Source organism: Corynebacterium lemuris, from assembly GCF_024919295.1.
In the GTDB taxonomy this organism is placed as follows: domain Bacteria; phylum Actinomycetota; class Actinomycetes; order Mycobacteriales; family Mycobacteriaceae; genus Corynebacterium; species Corynebacterium lemuris.
Genome location: NZ_JANWTC010000001.1, coordinates 389,088 through 410,331 on the forward strand (window position 1 = coordinate 389,088; position 21,244 = coordinate 410,331).

Annotated in this window: 22 protein-coding genes; 13 read left to right on the forward strand and 9 right to left on the reverse strand. The window is 66.7% G+C overall.

Going from position 1 to position 21,244, the window contains the following annotated elements:
* The first annotated feature begins 11 nt into the window (after nt 1-11).
* The 9 genes from NYP18_RS01910 (at nt 12) to NYP18_RS01950 (ending at nt 8,359) form a co-directional block, all read left to right on the forward strand.
* On the forward strand, nt 12-1,442 hold the full coding sequence (locus NYP18_RS01910) for a recombinase family protein (RefSeq protein WP_259426421.1): 1,431 nt from the start codon (nt 12-14) through the stop codon (nt 1,440-1,442).
* A gap of 241 nt (nt 1,443-1,683) precedes the next feature.
* Nucleotides 1,684-1,923 (forward strand): hypothetical protein, encoded by a 240-nt coding sequence (locus NYP18_RS01915; protein ID WP_259426422.1) that lies wholly within the window; start codon nt 1,684-1,686, stop codon nt 1,921-1,923.
* 2 nt (nt 1,924-1,925) lie between these two features.
* Nucleotides 1,926-2,489 carry a hypothetical protein gene (locus tag NYP18_RS01920; RefSeq protein WP_259426423.1) on the forward strand — a complete coding sequence of 188 codons (564 nt, stop codon included), beginning with the start codon at nt 1,926-1,928 and terminating at the stop codon, nt 2,487-2,489.
* 2 nt (nt 2,490-2,491) lie between these two features.
* Nucleotides 2,492-2,674, forward strand: a complete 183-nt coding sequence (locus NYP18_RS01925) for a hypothetical protein (protein ID WP_259426424.1) — start codon at nt 2,492-2,494, stop codon at nt 2,672-2,674.
* Nucleotides 2,655-3,119: a hypothetical protein gene (locus NYP18_RS01930; RefSeq protein ID WP_259426426.1), complete on the forward strand. Its 465-nt coding sequence runs from the start codon at nt 2,655-2,657 to the stop codon at nt 3,117-3,119. The genes NYP18_RS01925 and NYP18_RS01930 overlap by 20 nt, the downstream gene beginning before the upstream one ends.
* 11 nt (nt 3,120-3,130) lie before the next feature.
* On the forward strand, nt 3,131-4,840 hold the full coding sequence (locus NYP18_RS01935; protein WP_259426427.1) for a YfjI family protein: 1,710 nt from the start codon (nt 3,131-3,133) through the stop codon (nt 4,838-4,840).
* Between the two features lie 1,313 nt (nt 4,841-6,153).
* Nucleotides 6,154-7,305, forward strand: coding sequence for a hypothetical protein (locus NYP18_RS01940; RefSeq protein WP_259426428.1), 1,152 nt, complete (start codon nt 6,154-6,156; stop codon nt 7,303-7,305).
* Nucleotides 7,306-7,314: 9 nt separating this feature from the next.
* Nucleotides 7,315-7,839: a hypothetical protein gene (locus NYP18_RS01945; RefSeq protein ID WP_259426430.1), complete on the forward strand. Its 525-nt coding sequence runs from the start codon at nt 7,315-7,317 to the stop codon at nt 7,837-7,839.
* Nucleotides 7,840-7,975: 136 nt separating this feature from the next.
* Entirely contained in the window at nt 7,976-8,359 is a 384-nt protein-coding gene (locus tag NYP18_RS01950) for a hypothetical protein (RefSeq protein ID WP_259426431.1), read from the forward strand.
* A gap of 102 nt (nt 8,360-8,461) precedes the next feature.
* Here the strand turns inward: NYP18_RS01950 and NYP18_RS01955 are convergent, their stop codons facing one another.
* The 3 genes from NYP18_RS01955 to NYP18_RS01965 all read right to left on the reverse strand — a co-directional run bounded on the left by NYP18_RS01955 (nt 8,462) and on the right by NYP18_RS01965 (nt 11,440).
* On the reverse strand, nt 8,462-9,403 hold the full coding sequence (locus NYP18_RS01955) for a hypothetical protein (RefSeq protein WP_259426433.1): 942 nt from the start codon (nt 9,401-9,403) through the stop codon (nt 8,462-8,464).
* Nucleotides 9,404-9,559: 156 nt separating this feature from the next.
* Entirely contained in the window at nt 9,560-10,474 is a 915-nt protein-coding gene (locus tag NYP18_RS01960) for a 1,4-dihydroxy-2-naphthoate polyprenyltransferase (RefSeq protein WP_439648038.1), read from the reverse strand.
* Nucleotides 10,475-10,492: 18 nt separating this feature from the next.
* Nucleotides 10,493-11,440, reverse strand: coding sequence for an RluA family pseudouridine synthase (locus tag NYP18_RS01965; RefSeq protein WP_259426435.1), 948 nt, complete (start codon nt 11,438-11,440; stop codon nt 10,493-10,495).
* Between the two features lie 89 nt (nt 11,441-11,529).
* Here NYP18_RS01965 and NYP18_RS01970 point away from each other — a divergent pair, with 89 nt between their 5' ends.
* The gene (locus NYP18_RS01970; RefSeq protein WP_259426436.1) at nt 11,530-12,396 is read left to right on the forward strand and encodes a glycosyltransferase; all 867 of its coding nucleotides are present in this window, start codon (nt 11,530-11,532) and stop codon (nt 12,394-12,396) included.
* Here the strand turns inward: NYP18_RS01970 and menE are convergent.
* A complete protein-coding gene (gene menE, locus NYP18_RS01975; RefSeq protein WP_259426437.1) occupies nt 12,393-13,520 on the reverse strand; it encodes an o-succinylbenzoate--CoA ligase in 1,128 nt (375 codons plus the stop codon). The two genes, NYP18_RS01970 and menE, sit on opposite strands and share 4 nt — an antisense overlap.
* An 80-nt stretch (nt 13,521-13,600) precedes the next feature.
* The gene (locus tag NYP18_RS01980; RefSeq protein ID WP_259426439.1) at nt 13,601-14,047 is read right to left on the reverse strand and encodes a DoxX family protein; all 447 of its coding nucleotides are present in this window, start codon (nt 14,045-14,047) and stop codon (nt 13,601-13,603) included.
* A 445-nt stretch (nt 14,048-14,492) separates the two neighbouring features.
* On the opposite strand from NYP18_RS01980, the gene NYP18_RS01985 reads away from it, so the two are divergent.
* On the forward strand, nt 14,493-15,704 hold the full coding sequence (locus NYP18_RS01985; RefSeq protein ID WP_259426440.1) for a multidrug effflux MFS transporter: 1,212 nt from the start codon (nt 14,493-14,495) through the stop codon (nt 15,702-15,704).
* An 82-nt stretch (nt 15,705-15,786) separates the two neighbouring features.
* Here NYP18_RS01985 and dps read toward each other — a convergent pair whose 3' ends face one another.
* The 3 genes from dps to NYP18_RS02000 form a co-directional block, all read right to left on the reverse strand.
* Entirely contained in the window at nt 15,787-16,281 is a 495-nt protein-coding gene (gene dps / locus NYP18_RS01990; protein WP_259426441.1) for a DNA starvation/stationary phase protection protein Dps, read from the reverse strand.
* Between the two features lie 119 nt (nt 16,282-16,400).
* A complete protein-coding gene (locus tag NYP18_RS01995; protein ID WP_259426442.1) occupies nt 16,401-17,360 on the reverse strand; it encodes a 1,4-dihydroxy-2-naphthoyl-CoA synthase in 960 nt (319 codons plus the stop codon).
* 21 nt (nt 17,361-17,381) lie between these two features.
* The gene (locus tag NYP18_RS02000) at nt 17,382-17,696 is read right to left on the reverse strand and encodes a 4a-hydroxytetrahydrobiopterin dehydratase (protein WP_259426443.1); all 315 of its coding nucleotides are present in this window, start codon (nt 17,694-17,696) and stop codon (nt 17,382-17,384) included.
* A gap of 59 nt (nt 17,697-17,755) precedes the next feature.
* Here NYP18_RS02000 and NYP18_RS02005 point away from each other — a divergent pair, with 59 nt between their 5' ends.
* Complete coding sequence (locus tag NYP18_RS02005; protein ID WP_259426445.1) at nt 17,756-18,349, forward strand: Type 1 glutamine amidotransferase-like domain-containing protein; 594 nt, start codon at nt 17,756-17,758, stop codon at nt 18,347-18,349.
* A 10-nt stretch (nt 18,350-18,359) separates the two neighbouring features.
* Nucleotides 18,360-19,364: an o-succinylbenzoate synthase gene (locus NYP18_RS02010; RefSeq protein ID WP_259426446.1), complete on the forward strand. Its 1,005-nt coding sequence runs from the start codon at nt 18,360-18,362 to the stop codon at nt 19,362-19,364.
* A gap of 23 nt (nt 19,365-19,387) precedes the next feature.
* Here NYP18_RS02010 and NYP18_RS02015 read toward each other — a convergent pair whose 3' ends face one another.
* Nucleotides 19,388-20,968: an alpha/beta fold hydrolase gene (locus NYP18_RS02015; RefSeq protein WP_259426760.1), complete on the reverse strand. Its 1,581-nt coding sequence runs from the start codon at nt 20,966-20,968 to the stop codon at nt 19,388-19,390.
* Nucleotides 20,969-21,244: the final 276 nt, after the last annotated feature.

Consider the following 21,244-nt stretch of genomic DNA (forward strand, 5'->3'; position numbering starts at 1 on the left):
GTTCACTAGTCATGACGACTAACCATAATGCGGCCGTAATATACGCCCGCCTAAGCCAACGCCGCGACGACGGCGCCGCCGACCACTCACCGGCCATTGAGCGACAAGTTGCCCTATGCCGCCAACTGGCCACCGACCACGGCCTTGAGGTCACCGCCACGCATGTTGACGACGGGGTGAGCGCGTGGGCGGCGACGGCACGCCCCGGCTTTGAAACACTGTTGAGTGACGTGACCGTTGGCCGCGCTCGTGTCGTGCTGGCCTACGCGCCCGACCGCTTGGCCCGCAACCTCGGGGACTACGCCCGGTTGTTTGACGCCGCCAAGCGGGCGCGTGTCGTGTTCAAGTTCGTCGTCGGCGGTGACGTTGACCCGCGTGACGCCAACCAAGACTTTATGAGCGGGGTGAGTGCCCTCGTGTCGGCGCATGAGTCGGCGCTCAAGTCCACCCGCGTGCGTGCTGCCAACGACCAACGAGCGGCGCAAGGCCGTGTGCACCGGGGCAAGCGCACGTTTGGCTACGCTGCCAACGGCGTTGACCTTGAGCCGCGTGAGGCCGAGGCGTTGCGTGAGGTTGCCCGGCGCATACTTGCCGGTGACTCACTGCGCTCGTGTGCCCGTTGGCTCAACGAGGTCGGCGTGCTCACTGCCGGCGGCAAGGCATGGGCAGCGAATACGCTCAAGTACTCGTTGTTGCGTCCGACCTTGGCCGGTTACATCGTCCACCGGGGTGAGGTCATTGAGGGCGTGGTCGGTGAACAAGCGGCTATTTTCACCGAGGCCGAGCACGCGCAACTCAAGGCGGCCTTGGCCACGCGGGCACGGCCCGACTCACGCCCCAACCACCGACGAGGCCGCGCCCCGTCCACTCTTGGCACCGGCCTTTACCGGTGCATATGCGGTGAGACAATGACGGCCTCACGAGATAAGCAAGGCGTGGACGCCTACCGTTGCCGGGCTACCTTGCTGCCTAAGCGTGAGGGCAAGCACACGACGCGCCGACGTGAGCCCGTTGACGACCTCGTTGGCATGGTCATTGCCGCCCGCCTTGATAGCGGTGACGTGCAACGCCTACTTGCCGCGCAAGCCAACGACGCCGGTGAGGGGCAGCGCTTGGCCGCGCGTCGTGACGAGGTACGTGCCGAGTTGGACGACTTGGCCGACGCCGTGGTTTCCCGCGCCTTGACCGTCAAGCAAGCGGCCACCATTAGCACGGGGTTGCAGGCTGAACTTGGCCGTCTTGACGCTGCCCTTGCCGCCGCCGACAACACCGGCGTGCTTGAGCTCGTCGGTGGCGTCGTGGACGGGCAAGCGTGGTGGAACGAGGCCAGCCTTGAGGCGCGGCGCACGCTCGTGTCGGCGTTGGTGACGGTGACCCTGCTGCCAAGCAAGCGCGGGCCCGGTTTCAAGCCCGAGAGCGTCGGCATTGAGTGGAAGATTTAACCCCGTTTAGGGGTAGCGGCGCCGGGCAACGCCCGAGGTAGCAACTTTATTAGACATTCCAAAAAGGGTACTTGAGCAGCACCTATGTTGACGCGATAGGTGGCGGGCGTTTAGGGTTTAGTCACCGGCAGCCGAGACAAGTGCCTTGACGCTTGCGCCCCGTTCCTGTTCTCGTTCCTGTTCCCGTTCAAAGGCGGCCGTGTGTATATCCCCACGCCTTGAACGAGAGGAACTAGCCGACATGGCTACCCGTAAACGCATTCGCAACCCTTACCCGGCCGTGCAAACGATCACCGGGCAGCTTTCCGCCGCGCGTCGCTGGCACCCCGACAACACCGAGGCCATTGCCGAGCTTGAGCGCACCGCTGCCGCCGCCCGTATCGCCACGTTTGCCGCCAAGGTCATGGCCGGCGCCCCGGCCTTGACCCCCGAGCACGTGGACAAACTCACCGCGCTCGTCACCAAGGGCGGTGAGGCGTAACCATGGCCGCTTTTAGCTGGGAAAACGCTATCGGTGACAACCTCGGTGACGAGCTCTACGACACCCTTTACGGCACGTGGCAGGTGGAGGGTGAGCACACCGGCATACGTGACCACACCTATTGCCGCCCGACGTATGCGGTTTTCTACCGTGAGGACGGCCGCGCCATGGTGTTGCGCTACAACCGTTCCACCAAGGTCGTTGAGGCCTACCTTGCCGACAGCTTTGACATTGGCCACGACACGGCGCACGGCGGCCCCTGCTTTACCCGCCACGCCAAGCACCGCAGCGTCAACGAGCTCGTCATGCTTACCGTGTGCAAGCCAGAGGACACGCTTGACCTCGTGCTCACGTGGGGCGCTATGTGCCCCACCAAGGTACTTGAGGACGACGACGCCTACCGCAAGGCTCGGCGGTACTACCACCGTTGGGGGCTTATGCAACTTTTCGGTGACGACAACCATGACGACCACGACGCCCGGGCGCTCGTCTACTACGGCAAGGCCACCGTCAACGACATGCTCAAGCGCTATGAGAGCGCCGCGCTTGAGGGCGGTGAGGCGTAACCATGGCCGTCATTTTCGCCACCCCGTCCACCGTCACCCGCATTGTCAACGAGCACGCCCACATGAGCGCCTACGCCCGTGCCGTCGTGGACAAGGCGCCCGCGCTCACCGCGCAGCAATCCGCACTTGTCGCCGCCGTCGTCGTCGGCCGGGGCACCGGGGGCGGTGGTCACCGTGCTCGTTAGCCTTGCCGCCCTCAAGTCGCTGCCGTCGGTGGCGTTTGCGCCCGGCACGCACGTCGTGCTCGTTGACCGCAGCGCCGCCGGTGAGCCGGTGGCCGTGGACGAGTTCCTTACGCCCGGCACGCCCTCGGGTGCAACCGTGGTGTTCTACACCGCCACGGGCACGAGCACCCGCACCGACCGCATTGGCCTACGTCGGCGCCTCGGCAATACCGGCACACCGCTCACGCTCACCAAGGCCGACGCCGGCAAGCCGTGGGCACCGGTGCTACCGCCCGAGGCCGCACAGCGCTTGCCCGGCGCGGTGTGCTCGGGCATGCAGCATTGGCGCCCGGTAGCCCTCATGCGTCCGTGGCCGGCGGGCACCGACGCGCCTCAAGACATGAAAACACCGCCGCGTGCTGCCAAGTTGCGCGACGGTGCAATTACCAACCCCGACAAGGATTAGTGACACACATTATGGCACACAACGACACCAACGGCGCCCGCACGGTGGCCGAGTGGGCACGGGATACCGATTGGGCCGAGGTGCTGGCCGGCGCCGACCTTGACCCGGCCGCACGGTGGCACGGTGGCAGCGCCCTTGACCTTGACGCCGACGGCCGCCTTGTCTGGCACGAGCCCGACCCCGAGCACGACGACGACCCCGAGGCCGAGCCGGTCACAAGTGTTGTGGCCGCCGACGAGCGCCTTGAGCTCGTGGACGGTGCCACACCGCCCGAGTGGTGGCCGGTCATTGACGGCCAACCGGCCGACAAGCTCACCGCCTACGCCGGTGTGCGCGGGCGTACCCGTGCCGAGGCCGCCAAGGCCCTCGGGCTCAACGACGACGTGCGTGAGTGGCGTTGGTTTTTCGACCTGCCCGGCCTTGAGCCGGTGCGTGACGCTGCCCTCAAGCGCGGGGCAAGCATGTGGGGCGTACTCGGCGCCGCACTGGCAATCACCCTTGGCCAGATTGACCCCCGCGCCGTGCTGGCCGGTGACGACACCGACCTATGGGGCGCGGCAAGCCTCAACCTGTACGTGTTGAGCGTGGCCGAGTCCGGCAAGGGCAAAGGCTCGTCGGTCAAGGCCGCCAAGCAACTCGTCAAATGGGACGACATGCGCGGTGGCCCGGCCGCCATGATTGTGCCCGAGGGAACACCCGAGGGCATTGCCCGCATGCTATCGCTGCCCAAGCCCAAGCCGACGGCAACCAAGGACGACGACGGCAAAAAGATCACCGTCGTACCCGAGCTCACGCCCGCCGACATTGAGGCGCACATTGCGGGCAACAAGTTCGTCGGCATTTTTGACGAGGCAATCGGGTGGACTGGGCAGGCCCGCACCGAGGACGCCCGGCACCGCCTTGAGCGCTTTTTCAATTCGGCGTTTATGGGTGAGGCCGTCGGCATGAAACTGGCCGACGACCACGCCACGCGCGACGTGCCCGAGCACAGCTACCGCTATTGCGTGCACGCCTCGGCGCAAGAGCCGGTGGCCTTTGACCTTATGAGCAAAACCTTGTCGGGTTTTTCACAGCGGTTTCTTGTGTTGCCCGCTACGCCATTGCACGCCGACTTTAAAGACCCGCGCCGCGTCACCATGCGCATGCCCGAGCTGTACCTTAACCCGCGCATTGCCAGCGTTACCGGCAACATCGTCTACCCGGATTACGTCACCGCCGAGCTCATGGCCTTGCAGGAAAAGCAGCTGTTTGGCGACGACGACGGCAGCAATATGAACTCGTACCGGGGTCTTATCCGGGTCAAGGTCGCCGTCGGCCTTAACGCCATGCTCAACGGTGAGGTGGGCATTGAGCCGCGCACATGGGCCATGGCCGGCGTCGTCATGGAAGCTAGCGACGCCACCCGTGACGGCGTGCTTGCCCGGCAGCGTGAGGCGGCACGGCAGCGTGAGCTGGCCGAGGTGACCGACCGCAAAGAGCTGCACAGTGAAGCCGCCGACGAGGTTGAGCGCAAGGCCGTTGAGCGGGTCACGCATGGCCTTATCAAAAAGGGCGCACGCACATGGGCACCCGCGTCGGGCCTGCGCAAGCTCGTGAGCCACCGTGACCGTAAGGCGGGCAGGTATGAGCCCGCCGTCACCCGCCTACTTGAGCTTGACCGCCTTGAGTACCGGGACAACCCCGAGGGCAAGGGTGAACAATACCGGATAACCCCCGCGTAGACCTCGGCCGCAACGCCCCTAGGCCCGGCCGCAACGCCCCCCCAGGCGTACACGTTTAGCCTCGTGTACACCGGGGGCGTACACGCACATAAGACCAGGCCAGACCCCCTAAATACACCAATCGTGTACTCGTGTACGCGTGTACTCCGACGGGCACACCTACGGGCTCACGCACATGAATGCGTGCCCTTATAATTAAATAAAATAATGTCTAATATTCTTCTTTTTATATATGCGCGTGTGTGCTTGAGTGTGTGTGCGCAAATGTACACGAGTACACGAGTACACGATTGTGCCATTTACACGCCTTGAGCTGCCGTTATGTGCGTGTACATTGTGCGTGTACACGGGGCCAATCGTGTACGCCTTGAGCCAGCAACCTCAAGCGCCTTGAACCAACGACCACGAGCGCGTTGGCGTTGTCGTCGGCTCACCGTCGTCGTTGACCCAAGCACGAGCGTTGTCACCACACTCAAGAGCGTTGTCACCGTCGTCGCTAAGCTTGGTCACGAATCTCACGAGCGTTGGCTCACTGCCCACCCGCCCCGGCAGCATGGCCAATGCCCGTTTGTGTCTGGTCGGGCATGGGGTGGGCGGGGCCTCCCTGCCCTTTTCCCTCGTCCCCCCTACCGGTATAGGGACTTTGCAAGCCCGGAACGTGAACGGTTGGAACCGAAACACACATAAACCCACATTTTCTGCCCCAATCGGACATAACGGGCACCGAGCTACCGGCCTCGGGCCTCGTGGCCACCGCCGACGGGCGGCGCCTCGGGCCCCGACCCACCGGCCACGTGCCCGCCTCGGGCGTTGTGAGCCCCGCATTGACCCCGAGGGCCACCGATACGCCGCCGCGCCGCCTACAGGCCTCGTGGCCGCCGGCCCGCCCGGCAGCGCCTCGGGCCCGCTGGAATTGGCGCCGCCCCTCGACGGCGGACGAGGTACGGAAACCGACCCCCGCCGCGCCGGGCACACAACGGCGGGCACCGACACGACGCCGGCGCCGCCGAGGTCGTCCCCACGACGGCGGGCGAAAAGGGCGCCGGGCCTCGGGCAACCACCCCCGCCGGGCCCGCCTCGGGCCGTGTGACGATATTCACCAAGTGAGGATTATCTCAAAGTGTCAAATACCCCCGCTTAAGGTGGGATAACAGGGGTGATTAACGGCAAGCTGGCACAACCCCAGTGACCGTAAAAGGTACTGTGACCATGCAGTACCTTTTTATTATCATCTACCCCCTTAATTGCAACCTAGGGGGTGGCAAAATAACCTTTGACCTATCCACCCCCCACCGTGTATAGGAGCCCGCGCTATGTCCGCACCCGTTACCCATTTCACCGACCGCGCCGAGGCCGTCGGCGCCGCGCTTGCCCCGGCCGGCGTGCGCCCCGCCGCTACCGCTGCCATGGTCGCCGCCGACGAGGCCATTAATGCCAAGCTGGACGAGCTTGAGGCCGAGCTTGCCCCGCGCGTGGCCGCCGACGAGTTCACCAAGGTCGGCGCCGATTGGGCCACCGGCAAGCTCAAGACGCTGGACAAGGCCCGCAAGCTCATGGCCGCCCCGAGCGTGTCCGCCCCGTCCACCGTCGTGGTGGACGGCCGCATTGACGCCGCCACCGGCACACCGCGCCGTGAGCGGGTCACCGTGGACACGCCCGAGGCCCGCCGTTACGCGCTCGTGCACAAGGGGGCCCGCGCTGCCCTCATTGCCGACGCCGAGCGTGACGAGTGGCAGGTGCCCGAGCTCGCGGCCTCGTGCCGTGACGACGTGGCCACCTACTACGCCAGCGTTGCCGCCAACGCCGTTGAGGGCCTTGAGGGCCTTGACCCCGAGGCCCGTGACCTACTCGGGCGCGGCGGCGGCCACACCAGCAACCTTTTTGACAACGTTGACCCGGCCACTACGCCGACCAACCGCATTGACGCCTACCGCCGAGTGCATTGGGCGTGGCAGGTCATTGACGACACCGAGGGCCTTGTGCGCATTGGCCGCGCTATGGCCGGTGACATTGGCACCGGGCCCGCCGACGAGGCACACGACCTGTGGGCCAAGTTCCCCACCGAGCCGGACGAGCTCGGCGTTGAGGTGTGCCGCACCTACCCGGCGCTTTGGCTTACCGCCGAGGGCATGGCAGCTATGGCCGCCGGTGGCCTTGGACTACTCAACGCCGTGCTTGCCGGGCACGGTGAGCTCAAGCCGCTCATTGACCCGCTCGGCGCCGACGCCGACGAGCTCACCAAGCGCTTGGACGCCTACACCGGCGTGCGCAGTTGGCTTGAATCCCGCCTGTACACCGACGGCGACCGCATGGCCACCAACCTTTTCAAGTATGAGGGCTTGAGCCGTGACGCTGCCATTAAGGTAAGCCGGCGCCGCTACTCGTTGGTTGAGCGGGCAGGTGAGGGCAGCGTTGAGGCCACCCTTGCCGCCTACACCGCCGCCACCGGCCGCACGTTTGACTAGGCCCGTGCCATGCCCGAGCTAGACCTACACCTATGGCCGTGTCACCCCGTCGGCACGTGGCAACGGGCGTTGGTGTTTCAGTGCGCCGGCCTTGAGCCCGAGCACGCCGACGCCGTGGACTTAGAACGGTTGAACCGGCTTACCGAGCACGACCGCCGCGCCGAGGTCGTGGCAGCGCGCCGGCTCACCACGCGCGTGCGCCGGGCCGCCGAGCGGGCCCTTGCCCCCGGTGAGGTTCTTGGCGTGAACAACCTAGCCTTACGCATTAAGTCCACCGACGGGCTACCGGGCTATCACCCGTGCAAGGCTGTGCTCAAGGCGTTGGCACCGCACAACGAGCACGACGACGCCGACCTAGTGGGTAAGGGTCACCAACTGTTCAAGGTCTACCGTGACGACCTCGGCGCCCGGCCTAGTCACCTTTTTGCCCGCCACCCCGACGACGTGGACGCCTACGCCGCCCGGCGCATGGCCCGGTATGAGGAACAAGGCCGCATAGGCACCGCTGCCCGCCTTGCCAAGGCCAGCGCATGAGCACCGCGCCCTTGCCGCCGGGGGCGGGCCCGTTTTGGCCCCGGTAGCGCCGGAACCACAACGGCCGGCACCGGCACACGCCACGCATGGCCCCGATAACAACATTCACCGCAACAACAACCACGAGGTAAACACCATGGCTATTTTTTCCAACGGCCCCGTTGAGATCGCCCCGACACCGACCCCGCCGCCCGAGCCCACCGTTGCCGAGGTCGGCGCCCGAATCTATGGCCACGAGGCCGGTGACGAGCTTGGCCACGTCGGCGCCCGTGTCTATGGTGCCGCGCCGAGCTCGGGTTATAGGGCCGTGACCACCGGCGTTAACGAGTCCTATCACTACCCCAACCCCTACACACCCCCGCCGCGCCCGTACACCGACACCGAGGGCACACTCGGGCAGGTCACCGAGGTCACCGACGACGAGGCCGAGGCCCTTGGCCGGCGTATCTACCCCGCACCGGCCGGGGACATGTCGCCGGCCTCGTTGGGCGCCACGGCCCGGCGCATGTACGGCGCCTAGCCTGCTAACCTCAACCGCGCCGGACATAGCCCTCGTTGGGGCAGGCACAGCAACGCCCCGTACTCGTGACACCGCGCTTGGTCACGACTACGGGGCGTTGTTTTATGCCGTGCTGGCGTCGGGTGCGCCGGCTTGCGCGTTTTGGTGATATTCCTCAAGGTCAATCGGCACAACTGGCCGAGTTTCCATAAGTTCCGGGTGCTCAAGCAACGCCAACCGCGCCATAATCGTTAGCGCCCTAATGCCATGTAGGGCTATGTCGCTCAAGGGGGCCATGCTCTCGGCATGGTCAATCCACTCTTGCCCGCCACGGTTACGGGCGTCCAATAACGGCCGGTAGTCACTTACTAGTTGTTCCCATAGCACCCCCAATTGGGCACTCACGTGCGGTTGGGTGATTTCAATATCCAACAGCGTTAGCTGGTTGGTGGCCTCAACGTAAAAGTGAGTGAGCTCAACGGCCTTGACCAACTTGGCGTGCTCGGTAGTGCCGTTATCGTGCAAGTGCACCCCGGCGGCACGTTCACTAACAAGCGCCGACGCCTTGGTGATTTCCCGCACGCAATCCGCTACCGCACGGCGTTGCCGTGCCCAATCCTCACGTTGCAGTTGCTCTAGGCGCTCACTCTCATGGTCGTCGCGCTCTTGTTGCCGGCGTTGCTCGTCGCGCTCAAAATCCTCACGACGTTGCACCCCGGCACGTGCGTTCTCCTCACGCCGTTGTTGCTCGGCGGCCTCAAGAGTGTCTTGGTGGCGCTTGTCGGCGGCCTCTTGGTCGGCAAGGCGGCGCTTGTCGGCAGCCTTTTCGTCGTCGCTCCGTTGTTCCTTAGCAGCCACAAGGCTGGCTTGGTGGCGCTTGTCGGCGCGGTGAGTGTTCCATAGCACGCCACCAAGGGCGATAAACGCCACGAGCACGGTTGCCCAATGGCCAGCGTCCCACCCGCCCGAGGCCGGCACTTGTTCCGCCGGGGGCTCGGGGACAACGGCGACGGCCTCGGGCTCGGGGACAACGACAGGGGTTGCCGTGGCAGGTATAGCGCTCATGGAGATGAGCATAAGGCCGGGGCGTCGGCAGCCGTGCCGGGTGTCGCGCTACCCCCGCCCGCCTCGGGCTGATTTAGGGCATTAGGGTAGGTCAAGCGGCATTTTGAATGACTGTAGTAATTACACCGTAGCCAAGCCGGTGATGACCCCCGACATCTACAGCCCCTGGGAGGCGAGGAAGAGGGCCAGCGCGGTGCACACGGACCACAGCAGCATGGCCTGCCCGGTGGATTTGATCAGGGGGATCAGGGCCGGGCCGGTTGCCCCGCGCAGGGCGGTGTTCATGCCGCTGATGGCCAGCGGCAGCGCCATGATCGCCAGCAGGAGCAGCGGTTCCCGCACTCCGATGGCCATGGTGATGACGAAGGGCGTGGCGGCCAGGGCGGTGTAGGCCCGGCGGGTCCACCGGTCGCCCAGGCGCACGGCCAGGGTGATCTTCCCGGAGGCGGTGTCCGACGGGATGTCGCGCAGGTTGTTGGCCAGGTTCACCGAGGCGGAGATGGAACCGATGGCCACCGCGCAGGCCAGCCCCAGCCAGCTGACCGCCCCGGCCTGGGTGAACTCGGTGCCCAGCACGGCCATCAGACCGAAGAAGATGAAGACGGCCACCTCACCCAGCCCCCGGTAGCCGTAGGGGTTCTTGCCCCCGGTGTAGAACCAGGCACCCGCGATGGCCACGGCGCCCACGAGGATGAGCCACCAGGAACTGGCCAGGGAGAGCACCACACCGGCCGCCGCGGCCACGGTGAAAGCGAGGAAGGCCGCACGTTTGACGTGGGCGGGCTTCGCGATGCCACCGCCGGTCAACCGTGCCGGGCCGGTACGGTCCTCGTCGGTGCCGCGGATGCCGTCGGAGTAGTCGTTGGCGTAGTTCACGCCGATGATCAGGGCCCAGGCCACCCCCAGGGCCAGCAGTGCCCGCCACCAGGAGAAGCCGCCCGCGTAGGCGGCGGCGCCGGATCCGGCGATGACGGGGGCGAAGGCGTTGGGCCAGGTGTGCGGGCGTGCGGCCTGCCACCAGTCCCGCGGGGTGGCGGAGTAGGTGTGATGATCAACGGACATGGCCACCATTGTCCTCCATGGGCGGGCTCAGCGCCGAGCCGGGGTGGCCAGCCGATCCAGGGTGCGGTCCCACACCGGGGAGGTCGGTGCGGTGAGGTGGAGCAGCTCCCCGGAGGGCAGGGGGATGCGCAGCTCGGCGGCGTGGAGGAACATCCGCGCCCCGCCGAGCCGCTGTACTTCCCGCGTGAAACCGGGGTCGCCGTATTTCCGGTCCCCGGCGATGGGGTGACCGGTGTGCCGGGTGTGCACCCGGATCTGGTGTTTGCGGCCGGTGATCAGCTCGGCGCGCACGAGGGTGGCCTGCCGGCCGAAGCGGCGCAGCACCCGGAAGCGGGTGTGGGCGGGCTGGCCCTGCGGGTCGACGCGCACGCCGTGCTCGGTGGTCAGCAACGGCGCCCGCACATCGGTGGTCTCCTGCGGAAAAAACCCCTGGACCAGGGCGAGGTAGTGGCGGCGGATGGCGGCGTCATCACGCATCACCTGCTGGAGGTGGCGCAACATGTCCGGGGTGCGGGCCACCATGAGCAGGCCGGAGGTCTCCTTGTCGATGCGGTGCACCAGCTCCAGGTCCGGCTCCTCCGGGCGCAGCTGGCACAGAGCCTCGATGACCCCGCCGGTGATCCCGGTGCCCACGTGGACGGCCAGGTCGGCGGGTTTGTTCAGCACGATGAGGGAATCGTCCTCGTGGATGATCGCCCGGTCAATCTGGCGGAGCAGCTCCGCGGGCAGGGCCCTGACCGGGGCCGCCTCGGGGATCTCCAGGGCGGGCACCCGGATCACGTCACCGGCCTGGATACGGTAGTCCGGTTTCGCGCGTTTACCGTTGACCCGTACCGCGCCTTTGCGCAGCAGCCGGAAGACCAGGCCACCGGGGACACCCTTGAGCTGTGAGCGGAGGAATTTGTCCAGGCGGCGGCCGGCGTGCCCGGAGGAGACCTCCAGTTCGCGGGCGGGGGTGGGGCGTGCATTTTCCATGTCCGGCGAATCATACACTGCGGATAAAAATGCCTGGTGACGGCCTTGCCCAGCGGGTATGGCCGATCAGACGTAGGGTGAGGCTGGTCATGTGGATCAGTTATGTGCTCGGTCAGGCGATCAGTTTCTTCTTCACGCTCTTCCGGATGATTCCGTTGGCGTGGGACAACCGTTTCTCCCGTGCCCGTTTCCCCCGGGAGGGGGACGTGATCATCTCCCTGACCTCCCACGGGGAGCGGCTGCACCGCGTGCACTACACCCTGGAGTCCATTGCCCGGGGTGCGGTGCAGGCACCGGTGGTGTTGTGGCTGGATGAGCAGGACTACCACGCCGGGTGGCCGCGCCCGCTGCGCCGCCTGGTTGCCCGCGGACTGCAGGTCCGCTGCTCCGACGGGTGCTACGGCCCGCACACCAAATACTGGGGTCAGTTCCGCGAGGTCGTGGACACCGGGAAACGGGTGGCCACGGTCGATGACGACATGATCTACCCCGAGTGGTTCCTGCAGCGCCTGCTGTTCATCGGGGATCTGCGCGATGACGCCGTCATCGCCTACCGCGCCCACCGCATCGAGCTGCGCGACGATGAACTGCTGCCGTATGTGAAGTGGACCCCCGTCAACACCTGCCGGGCCAGCCACCTGCACTTTGCCACCGGGGTGTCCGGGGTGCTCTACCCGGCCTCCTTCATCACCTACGTGGTGGAGCAGGGCGATGTTTTCCGGGAGCTGAGCCCGCGTGCCGACGACGTCTGGCTCCACGCCTGCGCCCTGCGCTCCGGCCACCGGGTCCGCCAGGTCTACTCCCATCCCCGCAACTTCGCGGTGGTGCCCTCCACGCAGGCGGGGGCGCTGGTCATCGGCAACACGCTCATGGGCGGCAACGACGAGCAGATCGAGCGGGTCTATAACCGTGAGGATGTCGCGGTGCTCGTCGAGGCCAGCCGCCGTGAAGACTAGAAGAGCTTCTCGATGCCCTGCCGGTCCACCTTCCCCGGCCCCGTCAGCGGCAGCTCCGCCAGCCGCTTCAGTTCCTTCGGCAGCTGCCAGCGGGGCAGGTGGTCGAGGCCGGTGATGACCTCCCCGGGGGAGGCGGCACCCGTGTAGGCGGCCACGATCGCCTGTCCCAACCGCGGATCGGGGATGCCCACCACGCAGGCCCCGGTGACGCCCGGGATGGAGAGCATCGCCTGCTCCAGCACTTCCGGCTGCAGCTTGAGCCCGCCGGAGTCGATGACGGCGTCGAGCCGCCCGGTGACGGTGAGGCGGCGGTCCTCGATGAACCCGGCATCCGAGGTGGCGAACCAGCCGGGCTCCGCGAAGGCCTCGTGGCCGGGGTGGTTGCGGTACCCGTGCGCGATCATGGGCCCGCCCAGGTGGATGCGGCCCTCCTGCAGGCGCACCTTCGTGCCGGGGATGGGGCGGCCGTCGTAGACGCAGCCGCCGGCGGTTTCCGAGGAACCGTAGGTGGTGACCACGTTGATCTGCATTTTTTCGGCCGAGCGGGCGAGCTGCGGGTTGAGGGCGGCCCCGCCGACGAGGATGGCGTCGAAGAGCTGCAGCGCCTCGATGCCCTCCAGGGAGTCCATCGCCTTGGCCAGCTGCATGGGCGCGAGTGAGGTGTAGGTGCGTTCCCCCGTGTGCGCGAGTTGCCCGGCGGCGCGGGCGAAATCGGTGATGTCGAAACCGTGGGTGAGGTCGATCTGGAGGGGGTCGACGCCGGCGATCAGCGAGCGCACGAGTACCTGCAGGCCGGCGATGTGGTGGGCCGGCAGGGCCAGCAACCACTGCCCCTCACCCCCGAGGAACTGGTGGGTGGCGTCCGCGCTGGAGACCAGGTTACCGGCCGTCAACTGGGCGCCCTTCGGGGTGCCGGTGGAACCGGAGGTGGACACCACGAGGGCGGTCTCCGCGTCGATCGGCCGCCCGGCGCGTTGCGAGGTGGTCAGCAGGGTGGCGCGGGCACTGTCGTGGGCGGGGACGGGGAGGAGGCTGCGTCGTCCGGCGATGGCGTCCTCGAGATCACCGAGGACACCGGTGGGGTTGGCCGGGTCGATGGGCAGCGGTTCGAGGTTGTGTCTCATGGGTGATGATCGTAGCGGGAGGAAGAGAAGACGGCGCCGCCCTCCGGAAGGAGGCGACGCCGTCAGGTGGGGCGGGTGGTTTAAGCGTTCTGGAGCTGCTTCTCAGTGTCTGCACTGGCCTTATCGGTGCCCCAGGGCAGGAAGGCGTCGACGCTCCAGCGGCCGGCACCGACGGCGGCCAGGATGAGGGTGCCGGCACCGATGGCGCCGACGAGCTCCCAACCGCCGTTGGACACGAAGATGCCCTGGGCGATGTGGGCGAAGATGGCTGCGCCCAGCATGATCAGGGTCATGACGATGCCGGTGATCCGGGTGAAGGCGCCGATGAGGATGAGGATGCCGCCGACGACCTCGAGGAAGGCGACGAGCGGGGCCGCGACGGCGGCGGCCGGGACGCCGATGCTGTCGAAGAAACCGGTGATGCCCTCGAGACCGGTGATCTGGAACTTGTCCCAGCCGTGGGCGATGAGGATGACACCCAGGACGATACGGGCGATGAGCAGAGCTGCTTCCTTAGTTGTTGACATGACACACTATCCTAGGGTGGGAGTTTGTGACATGTCAACTACTGCTGGTGGGTGGGGGTTTCCTGCCGTTGGGCGGGGGCCGGGTGCGGCGCCCTCTGCTAGCCTTGATTTGAATTTATTTTCAACCCCGACCCCTGGAGATCAGTGCCGTGCGGGGGCGGGATGCGAAATTCTGGCGCCGTTTCCTCGACTGGAACCAGCGCATCCGCACCGCCGTCAACCGGTCCGGAATTCGAGGTCCCTGGCCGGTCCGTCTCGGGGAACGTTCCTTCATTGACCGCGCCGGGGCACGCCCGGACCGTCCACCTGGCGGAAAGGGGGGGGCGGCTACATTTGGTGCGCGGTACTGCTGGACGTGATGGGGGACGTCGACAAGCAGGCCTCGACTCCCGCAGGGAGAATCAACCCGCCCCGGGTGGGTGACGAAGAACAGGAAAGATGGATAGTGACTGCTGGTGAACATGGGCGCGAGAAGCCCAGACAACAACTGACGACCGGCCTGCTCTTCGGGCTGGCCCTGCTCTCGGCTGCCGCGCCACTGGCCACGGACCTCTACCTGCCGGCCCTGCCCGACATCGTCGGCAGCCTGGACACCACGCAGGCGATGGTGCAGCTGACGCTGTCCGGCTTCATGCTCGGCCTGGCGGTCGGACAGCTGATCATCGGTCCGATCTCCGATTCCCTCGGCCGTAAGAAGCTGCTGGTGGGCGGCGCAGTGATCGCCCTGGTGGCCTCCGTCATTGCGGCGGTCGCCCCCGGCATCGAGGTGCTCATCCTGGCCCGCCTGCTCCAGGGGCTCGGCTCGGGTGCATGCGTCGTGCTGGCGCGTGCGGTCGTCCCGGACCTGGCCGAGGGGCGTAAGGCGGCCAAGGCATTCTCCCTGCTGATGACCATCCAGGGCATCGCCCCGGTCGCCGCCCCCGTGGTTGGCGGTCTGCTGCTCGAGCCGATCGGCTGGCGCGGGCTGTTCTGGGTGCTCGCGGGCATCAACGTCGTGCAGCTGTTCGTGGCACTGGTGGTCGTGCGGGAATCCCTGCCGAAGGAGGAGCGCACCGAGGTCACCGCGCGGGGCGTCCTGGACAACTGTGTCTACGTGCTGAAGAACCCGGCCTACCGGGGTTACACGATCTCCTTCGCCTTCGGTTTCGCCGCGATGTTCTGCTACATCTCCGCCTCCCCCTTCGTCGTGCAGACCCAGATGGGCATGTCTGTGGGCACCTTCACCCTCGTCTTCGCCGCCAACGCCGTGGGCCTGGTCGCGGGCAACATGCTCAACTCCCGGCTGATCGACCGCTATGACCCCCACGCCATCCTGCGTGCCGCCCAGCTCTTCCTGCTGGCGGCCACGGTTGCGCTGCTCATCGCGGTCAATTTCACGATCTCCCCGTGGGCGATCTTCCCGCTGCTCTTCCTCTCGGTCAGCCCCATCGGCATCATCCTGGGCAACTCCACCGCGCTGGGCACCGGTGAAGTCCGCGAGCGGGCCGGCTCGGGCTCAGCCGTGATGGGCTTCCTGCAGTTCGCCCTCGGCGCCGCCGTCAGCCCCTTCATGGGTCTGGGCGCGAATGCGGCCCTGACCATGGCAGTCGGCATGGTCGCCTGTGTGCTCATCTCCCTGGCGGGCCAGGTCTATGCGGGCCGCCGGATCCTGGGTTAGGTACTGCCCCGGCAGTATGAAAGCAGAAGCGCCGGCCCCTTCATGGGGCCGGCGCTTCTGCTGATTCGGCAGGGGTGGAACATTATGCGATGTTGCCGGTGCCGTCGTCGAGGTGGGCGCGGACGAACCACTGGAACTTCTCCAGCTCCGCCGCGTGCGCGATGTAAATGTCCTCGGTGACGGAGTCGAGCTCGCCGACCTCGCCCATGGACTCGCGGACACCCTCGATGACCTGGGTGTAGAGGTCGTTGACCTGCTTGAGGTGGTCCTGGGTGTTGGCCTTGTTCTTCGGGTACTCCAGCGGCTTTCGGTCCTGGATGTGGCCGGCCGGGGTGCCGATCGGCTCGCCGCCGAGGGTGGAGATGCGCTCCGCGACCTCATCGGCGAAACCGCGGACGAGGTCGATCTGCGGGTCGATCATCTCGTGGACGGCGATGAAGTTGGCACCCACCACGTTCCAGTGCACGTGCTTGAGGATGAGGTGGAGGTCGTTGTAGTCGGTGAGGCGCTCCTGCAGACCGTCGATGATCTGCTTGACGCTGTTCTGGTCGATTCCGGGGACGGTGTAGTTGCTCATGCCACCATTATAGGTGAAATTGAGAAGTCGGCAAGGTTTGGAAGCCTATACTTATTAATCTCAGGCAAGCCTTACCTCATTCCTATTTATACCGTTTGCGGCGGCATGGGCGGTCACCCTCAGTAGTAAAAGGGGAATTCCGACCAGTCGGGATCCCGCTTCTCCAGGAAGGCATCCTTACCCTCCACCGCCTCATCCGTCATGTACGCCAGGCGCGTGGCCTCACCCGCGAAGACCTGTTGGCCCATCAGCCCGTCATCAAGCAGGTTGAAGGCGAACTTCAGCATGCGCTGCGCGGTGGGGGACTTGCCGTTGATCTCCCGGGCCACCTGGATGGCCTCGGCCTCGAGCTCCGCGTGCTCGGCCACGATGTTGACCGCACCCATGCGCTGCATCTCCTCCGCGCCGTAGGCACGGCCCAGGAAGAAGATCTCCCGGGCGAATTTCTGGCCCACCATCTTCGCCAGGTAGGCGGAACCGTAACCGGCGTCGAAGGAACCGACGTCCGCATCCGTCTGTTTGAAACGGGCCTCCTGGCGGGAGGCGATCGTGAGATCACAGACCACGTGCAGCGAATGTCCACCACCGGCCGCCCAGCCATTGACCACGGCGATGACCACCTTCGGCATGGTGCGGATCAGGCGCTGCACCTCCAGGATGTGGAGGCGGCCCCCCTCCACCTTCGTGCGGGCCTCATCGACCGTGGAGTCGTCCGCCCGGGCGTCATCCGAATCGTGGCCGGTGGCGTACTGGTAGCCCGAACGGCCCCGGATTCGCTGGTCACCCCCCGAACAGAACGCCCAGCCCCCGTCCTTCCCGCTCGGACCGTTGCCGGTGATCAGCACGACACCCACATCCGGGGTCCGGCGTGCGTGATCCAGTGCCCGGTAGAGCTCATCGACGGTGTGTGGACGGAAGGCGTTGCGCACCTCCGGTCGGTCGAAGGCGATGCGGACCGTGCCGTCCATGCGCGAGGTGCCCACGTGGCGGTGGTAGGTGATGTCGGTGAGGTCCTCGAAGCCCTCCACCGCGCGCCACTGGGTCGGGTCGAAGGGGTTGTCCGTGCTGTAGTTGCTCATGCCGTTCAGCTTAGGCGGGCATCACTCCTCGCCGGCCGGCACACCCAGACTCCCGGCATGGCCGGTGATGGTGCGCGCCAGGTCGATGTCGCGGCTGGTCACCCCGCCGACATCGTGGCTGGACAGGGTGACGGACACGGTGGGATAGGTAAGTGTGACATCAGGATGATGGTTCGCCACATCCGCCGATTCCCCGATGAGGGTGACCAGGCGCAACCCGGTGTTGAAGTCACCGGTCGCGAACTCGGCCCGGATCGTATCGCCGGCATGGTGCCAGCCGCTCAACCCCGCGGACTCCACATCAGCGGCGGTCAATTTCTGCTTCGGATCAGTCATGACCCCATCCTGCCCGAACTGTGACGTCGGCAACACCTCCGCGCGCGTAACCTGGCACCATGAAGCTCCTGCTGACCTCCTTCGGGCACCCCCACCTCCGGGACTTCGCCACCGGCACGGTCGCCTACATCCCCGACGCCACCCGCACCTTCGCTGACCACCCCGACACGCAGGTCGAACGCACCATGCTTCGCGACGCCGGTTTCACCCTCCTCGAGCTCCCGCTCGCCACCACTGCACCCGCCGAGGTCGACCGCATCCTCGGTGAGGTCGACGCCGTCTATGTCGCAGGCGGGGAGACCTTCGACCTCCTCCACATCATGCGCTCCACCGGGACGGACGAGGTGCTCATCCGCCACGTCCGCGCCGGCCTGCCCTACATCGGCACCAGCGCCGGCTCCGTCATCGCCGGCCCGGACATCGAACCGGTCAGCCTGCTCGACTCACCCGCCGTGGCCCCGGAATTACACGACTACCGCGGCCTGGGGCTCACCAATTACGTGATCATCCCGCACGTCGGCACCGACATCCCCCAGTTCCCCATCGACGTGTTCGCGGAGACGGTCCGCACCTACGGGAAAGACCACCGCCTCGTACTGCTCCGCGACGGCGAGGCCCTGCTCATCGACGAGACAGGTACCCGCCTTATCTAGGGTGGAACCCATGCTTCCCGACATCGATGAAATCCTGGACCGCGCCCACGTCGTCGCACTACCCATGGCGGTGAGATTCCGGGGCGTCGACACGCGCGAGGCCCTGCTCATCGAGGGCCCCGCGGGCTGGGGCGAATTCTCCCCCTTCCTCGAGTACGACGCGCCCGAATCCGCCGCCTGGCTGCGCGCCGGGTTGGAGGCCGCCTTCACCGGGCTGCCCCGCCCCCGCCGCACCCGCGTCGAGGTCAACGCCACCGTCCCCGCCGTCCCAGCCGAGGCCGTCGCCGATGTCCTGGGCCGTTACCCCGGCTGCCGGGTGGTCAAGGTCAAGGTCGCCGAGCAGGGACAGACCCTGGCCGACGACATCGCCCGCGTGCAGGCCGTCCGCGACACGATCCCCGACGCGGTGATCCGTGTCGACGCCAACCGGGGCTGGACGATCGGGCAGGCCCTCGAGGCTGCGCGTTCCCTGGGGCCCCTGGACTACATGGAACAGCCCTGTCATTCCGTCGAGGAGCTGGCCGCCCTGCGCCGCGAGCTCATGCGCTCCGGGATGTTCATCCGCATCGCCGCCGATGAATCCATCCGGCGCGCCGAGGACCCCTACCGGGTGGCCGAGCTCATGGCCGCCGATGTCGCCGTGGTCAAGGTCGCCCCGCTCGGCGGCGTGCGGCGCGTACTGGAACTCGCCGCCGACCTGCGTGCCCGACACATGGACATCACCGTCGCCTCCGCCCTGGACACGGCCGTCGGCATGAACGCCGGGCTCGCCGCCGTCGCGGCCCTGCCCACCCTCACCGACGACGACGCCATGGACGTCCCGCCCGCGGCCGCTGGCCTGGCCACCGGATCGCTCTTCCTCGAGGACGTCGCACCCCCACGGGAAATCACCGACGGCTTCCTCTCCGTCGAGGCTGTCGAACCGGAGGCCGACCGCCTGGCTTCCCTGGCGGCCCCGGCGGACCGTAGGAACTGGTGGTTCCGGCGGGTCCACGAGGCCTACCGGTACCTCTGAGGGCCGGTTGTCCCCGGCAGGGATCAGACCAGGCCGGGCAGCTCAGTGACGTCAGTCTCGCCGGTGCGGAGGTAATCCACCACCAGCTCGTCGACCGCGGTGTGGCCGAAGCCCACGTGCCCGTGTCCGGGGCCGTGCACTGTCACCAGGTGGCTGCCCATGCGCTCCCCCAGCGCGACACCCGTGCCGTAGGGGGTCTGCGGGTCACCGGTGGACTGGATCTGCAGGGGACGGGTGTCCAGGCCGGAGCCGTCCACGGCCGGCAGCTCCGCGATCGCGGGTGCACCGGCACAGGCGGAACCGGACGTGAACTTCGCACTCGGGGCGGTGAAGAGGTCACCGGTGATGTAGTTCGCCCAGACATAGTCCGGGATGTCCGCCGGATCCGACCGCACCTGGTTCTCATTGCACATGATCAGCCGCTGCATGTTGCCCGCCACGATGTTCCGCTCGGTTTCCTCCTCAGAGCCGGGGGTCATCAGCTCCTCCAGCGTCGGAGCCACCTCCGAACCGTTGGTCACCCGCGCCAGCAGATCCCACGCCGCAGGGCGGGGGAGCAGGGAACGGGTCAGATTCAGGGTCGGCGACCAGGCCTGCACCGCGCCGGGGTTCGTGGCCTGGGAGGACAGCCCCTCGACCTGGACACGGGCGCCACCGGTCGCGGTGATGAGGTCGGCAGCCGCAGGGCCCGCCCATTCCAGCCCGGGCGGAATATCACCGATCTGGGCCGGCGGCGGTACAACGGTCGGGTTGGTGCCGGATTCAGCCACCACCTTCGCTGACCAGGCCTGGTAAACCGCCAGCGGGGTCTCGCCGAGGCCGTAGGTTTCATTGCGGGCCGCAACCCAGTCCAGGAAGTCGTGCAGGGAACTGATGAAACCGTTCTGCTGGGAGTCCATCACCCCGTTCCAGGCCAGTTCCGGATCCATCCCGGAGTCCAGGACCATTTTGTCGGTGTGCTGCGGGTATTTCGTCGCGTAGACCGAGCCGAGGAAGGTGCCGTAGCTGAGCCCCATGATGGAGATCTCGTCCTCGCCCAGCGCGCGGCGGACCTGCTCCCAGTCCTCGGCGGTGTTCCCGGTGGTGAGACTCGCGGTGTAGCCCGGGGTGCCGACCTCACAGGAATCACGCACGAAGGCGCCCTCCTGCAGCATGATCTGCAGATCGGAGGTGTAACCGGGAGCAATGGTGGAGCAGTCCACCGGGGTGGAGCCGGTCAGCCCGCGGGGCTGGACGGCAACCCGGTCCCATTCCCGGGTGATGCCCTCCGGCCAGGACATGGCCTCGGCGTTGCCGAAATAGGAGTAGGCGTCACCGCCGGGGCCGCCGGAGTTACCGAAGAGGACCCCGCGGCGCTGAGCCTGATCAGCGGCCGGCACCCGCACGAAACCCACACTGATCTGCGCGCCCTCCGGGTCGGAGTAGTACATCGGCACATCAATGCGCCCGCAGTCGGCGGTCGGTTCCGTCACCTGCGAGGGGCACTGCTCCCAGGTGATGTCGGGGCCGGTGGCAGGCTGGGCCTGGGCCGGCGCCGAGGCCAGACCCACCCCCACGAGAACGGCGGATAGAGAGGATAACAGGGCTCGGTGAGCTGAGCGCATCATTAAATCTTTCTGAAAGGAAAAAGTTCTCCCCTACCGTAGCCAACAGAAGTGGCCTCCGCTACGGGAATTCCCCCGAAGAGAGCACCGGTCGGGGGCTTACCTGGGGGTCACCTGCCCACCGGCGCATCATTCCCCGGATCTTCGCCGAGGGAGTGCTGCAGGAGGGAACCGGGGGAGGTCACCGGCGGTAGGATGAGGGTCTGCGGACTGTTCCCGGGTCGGGTGGACACCTGTGCGGGCAGCTGCGTTTGCAGATCTCCACCAGGTTCCACA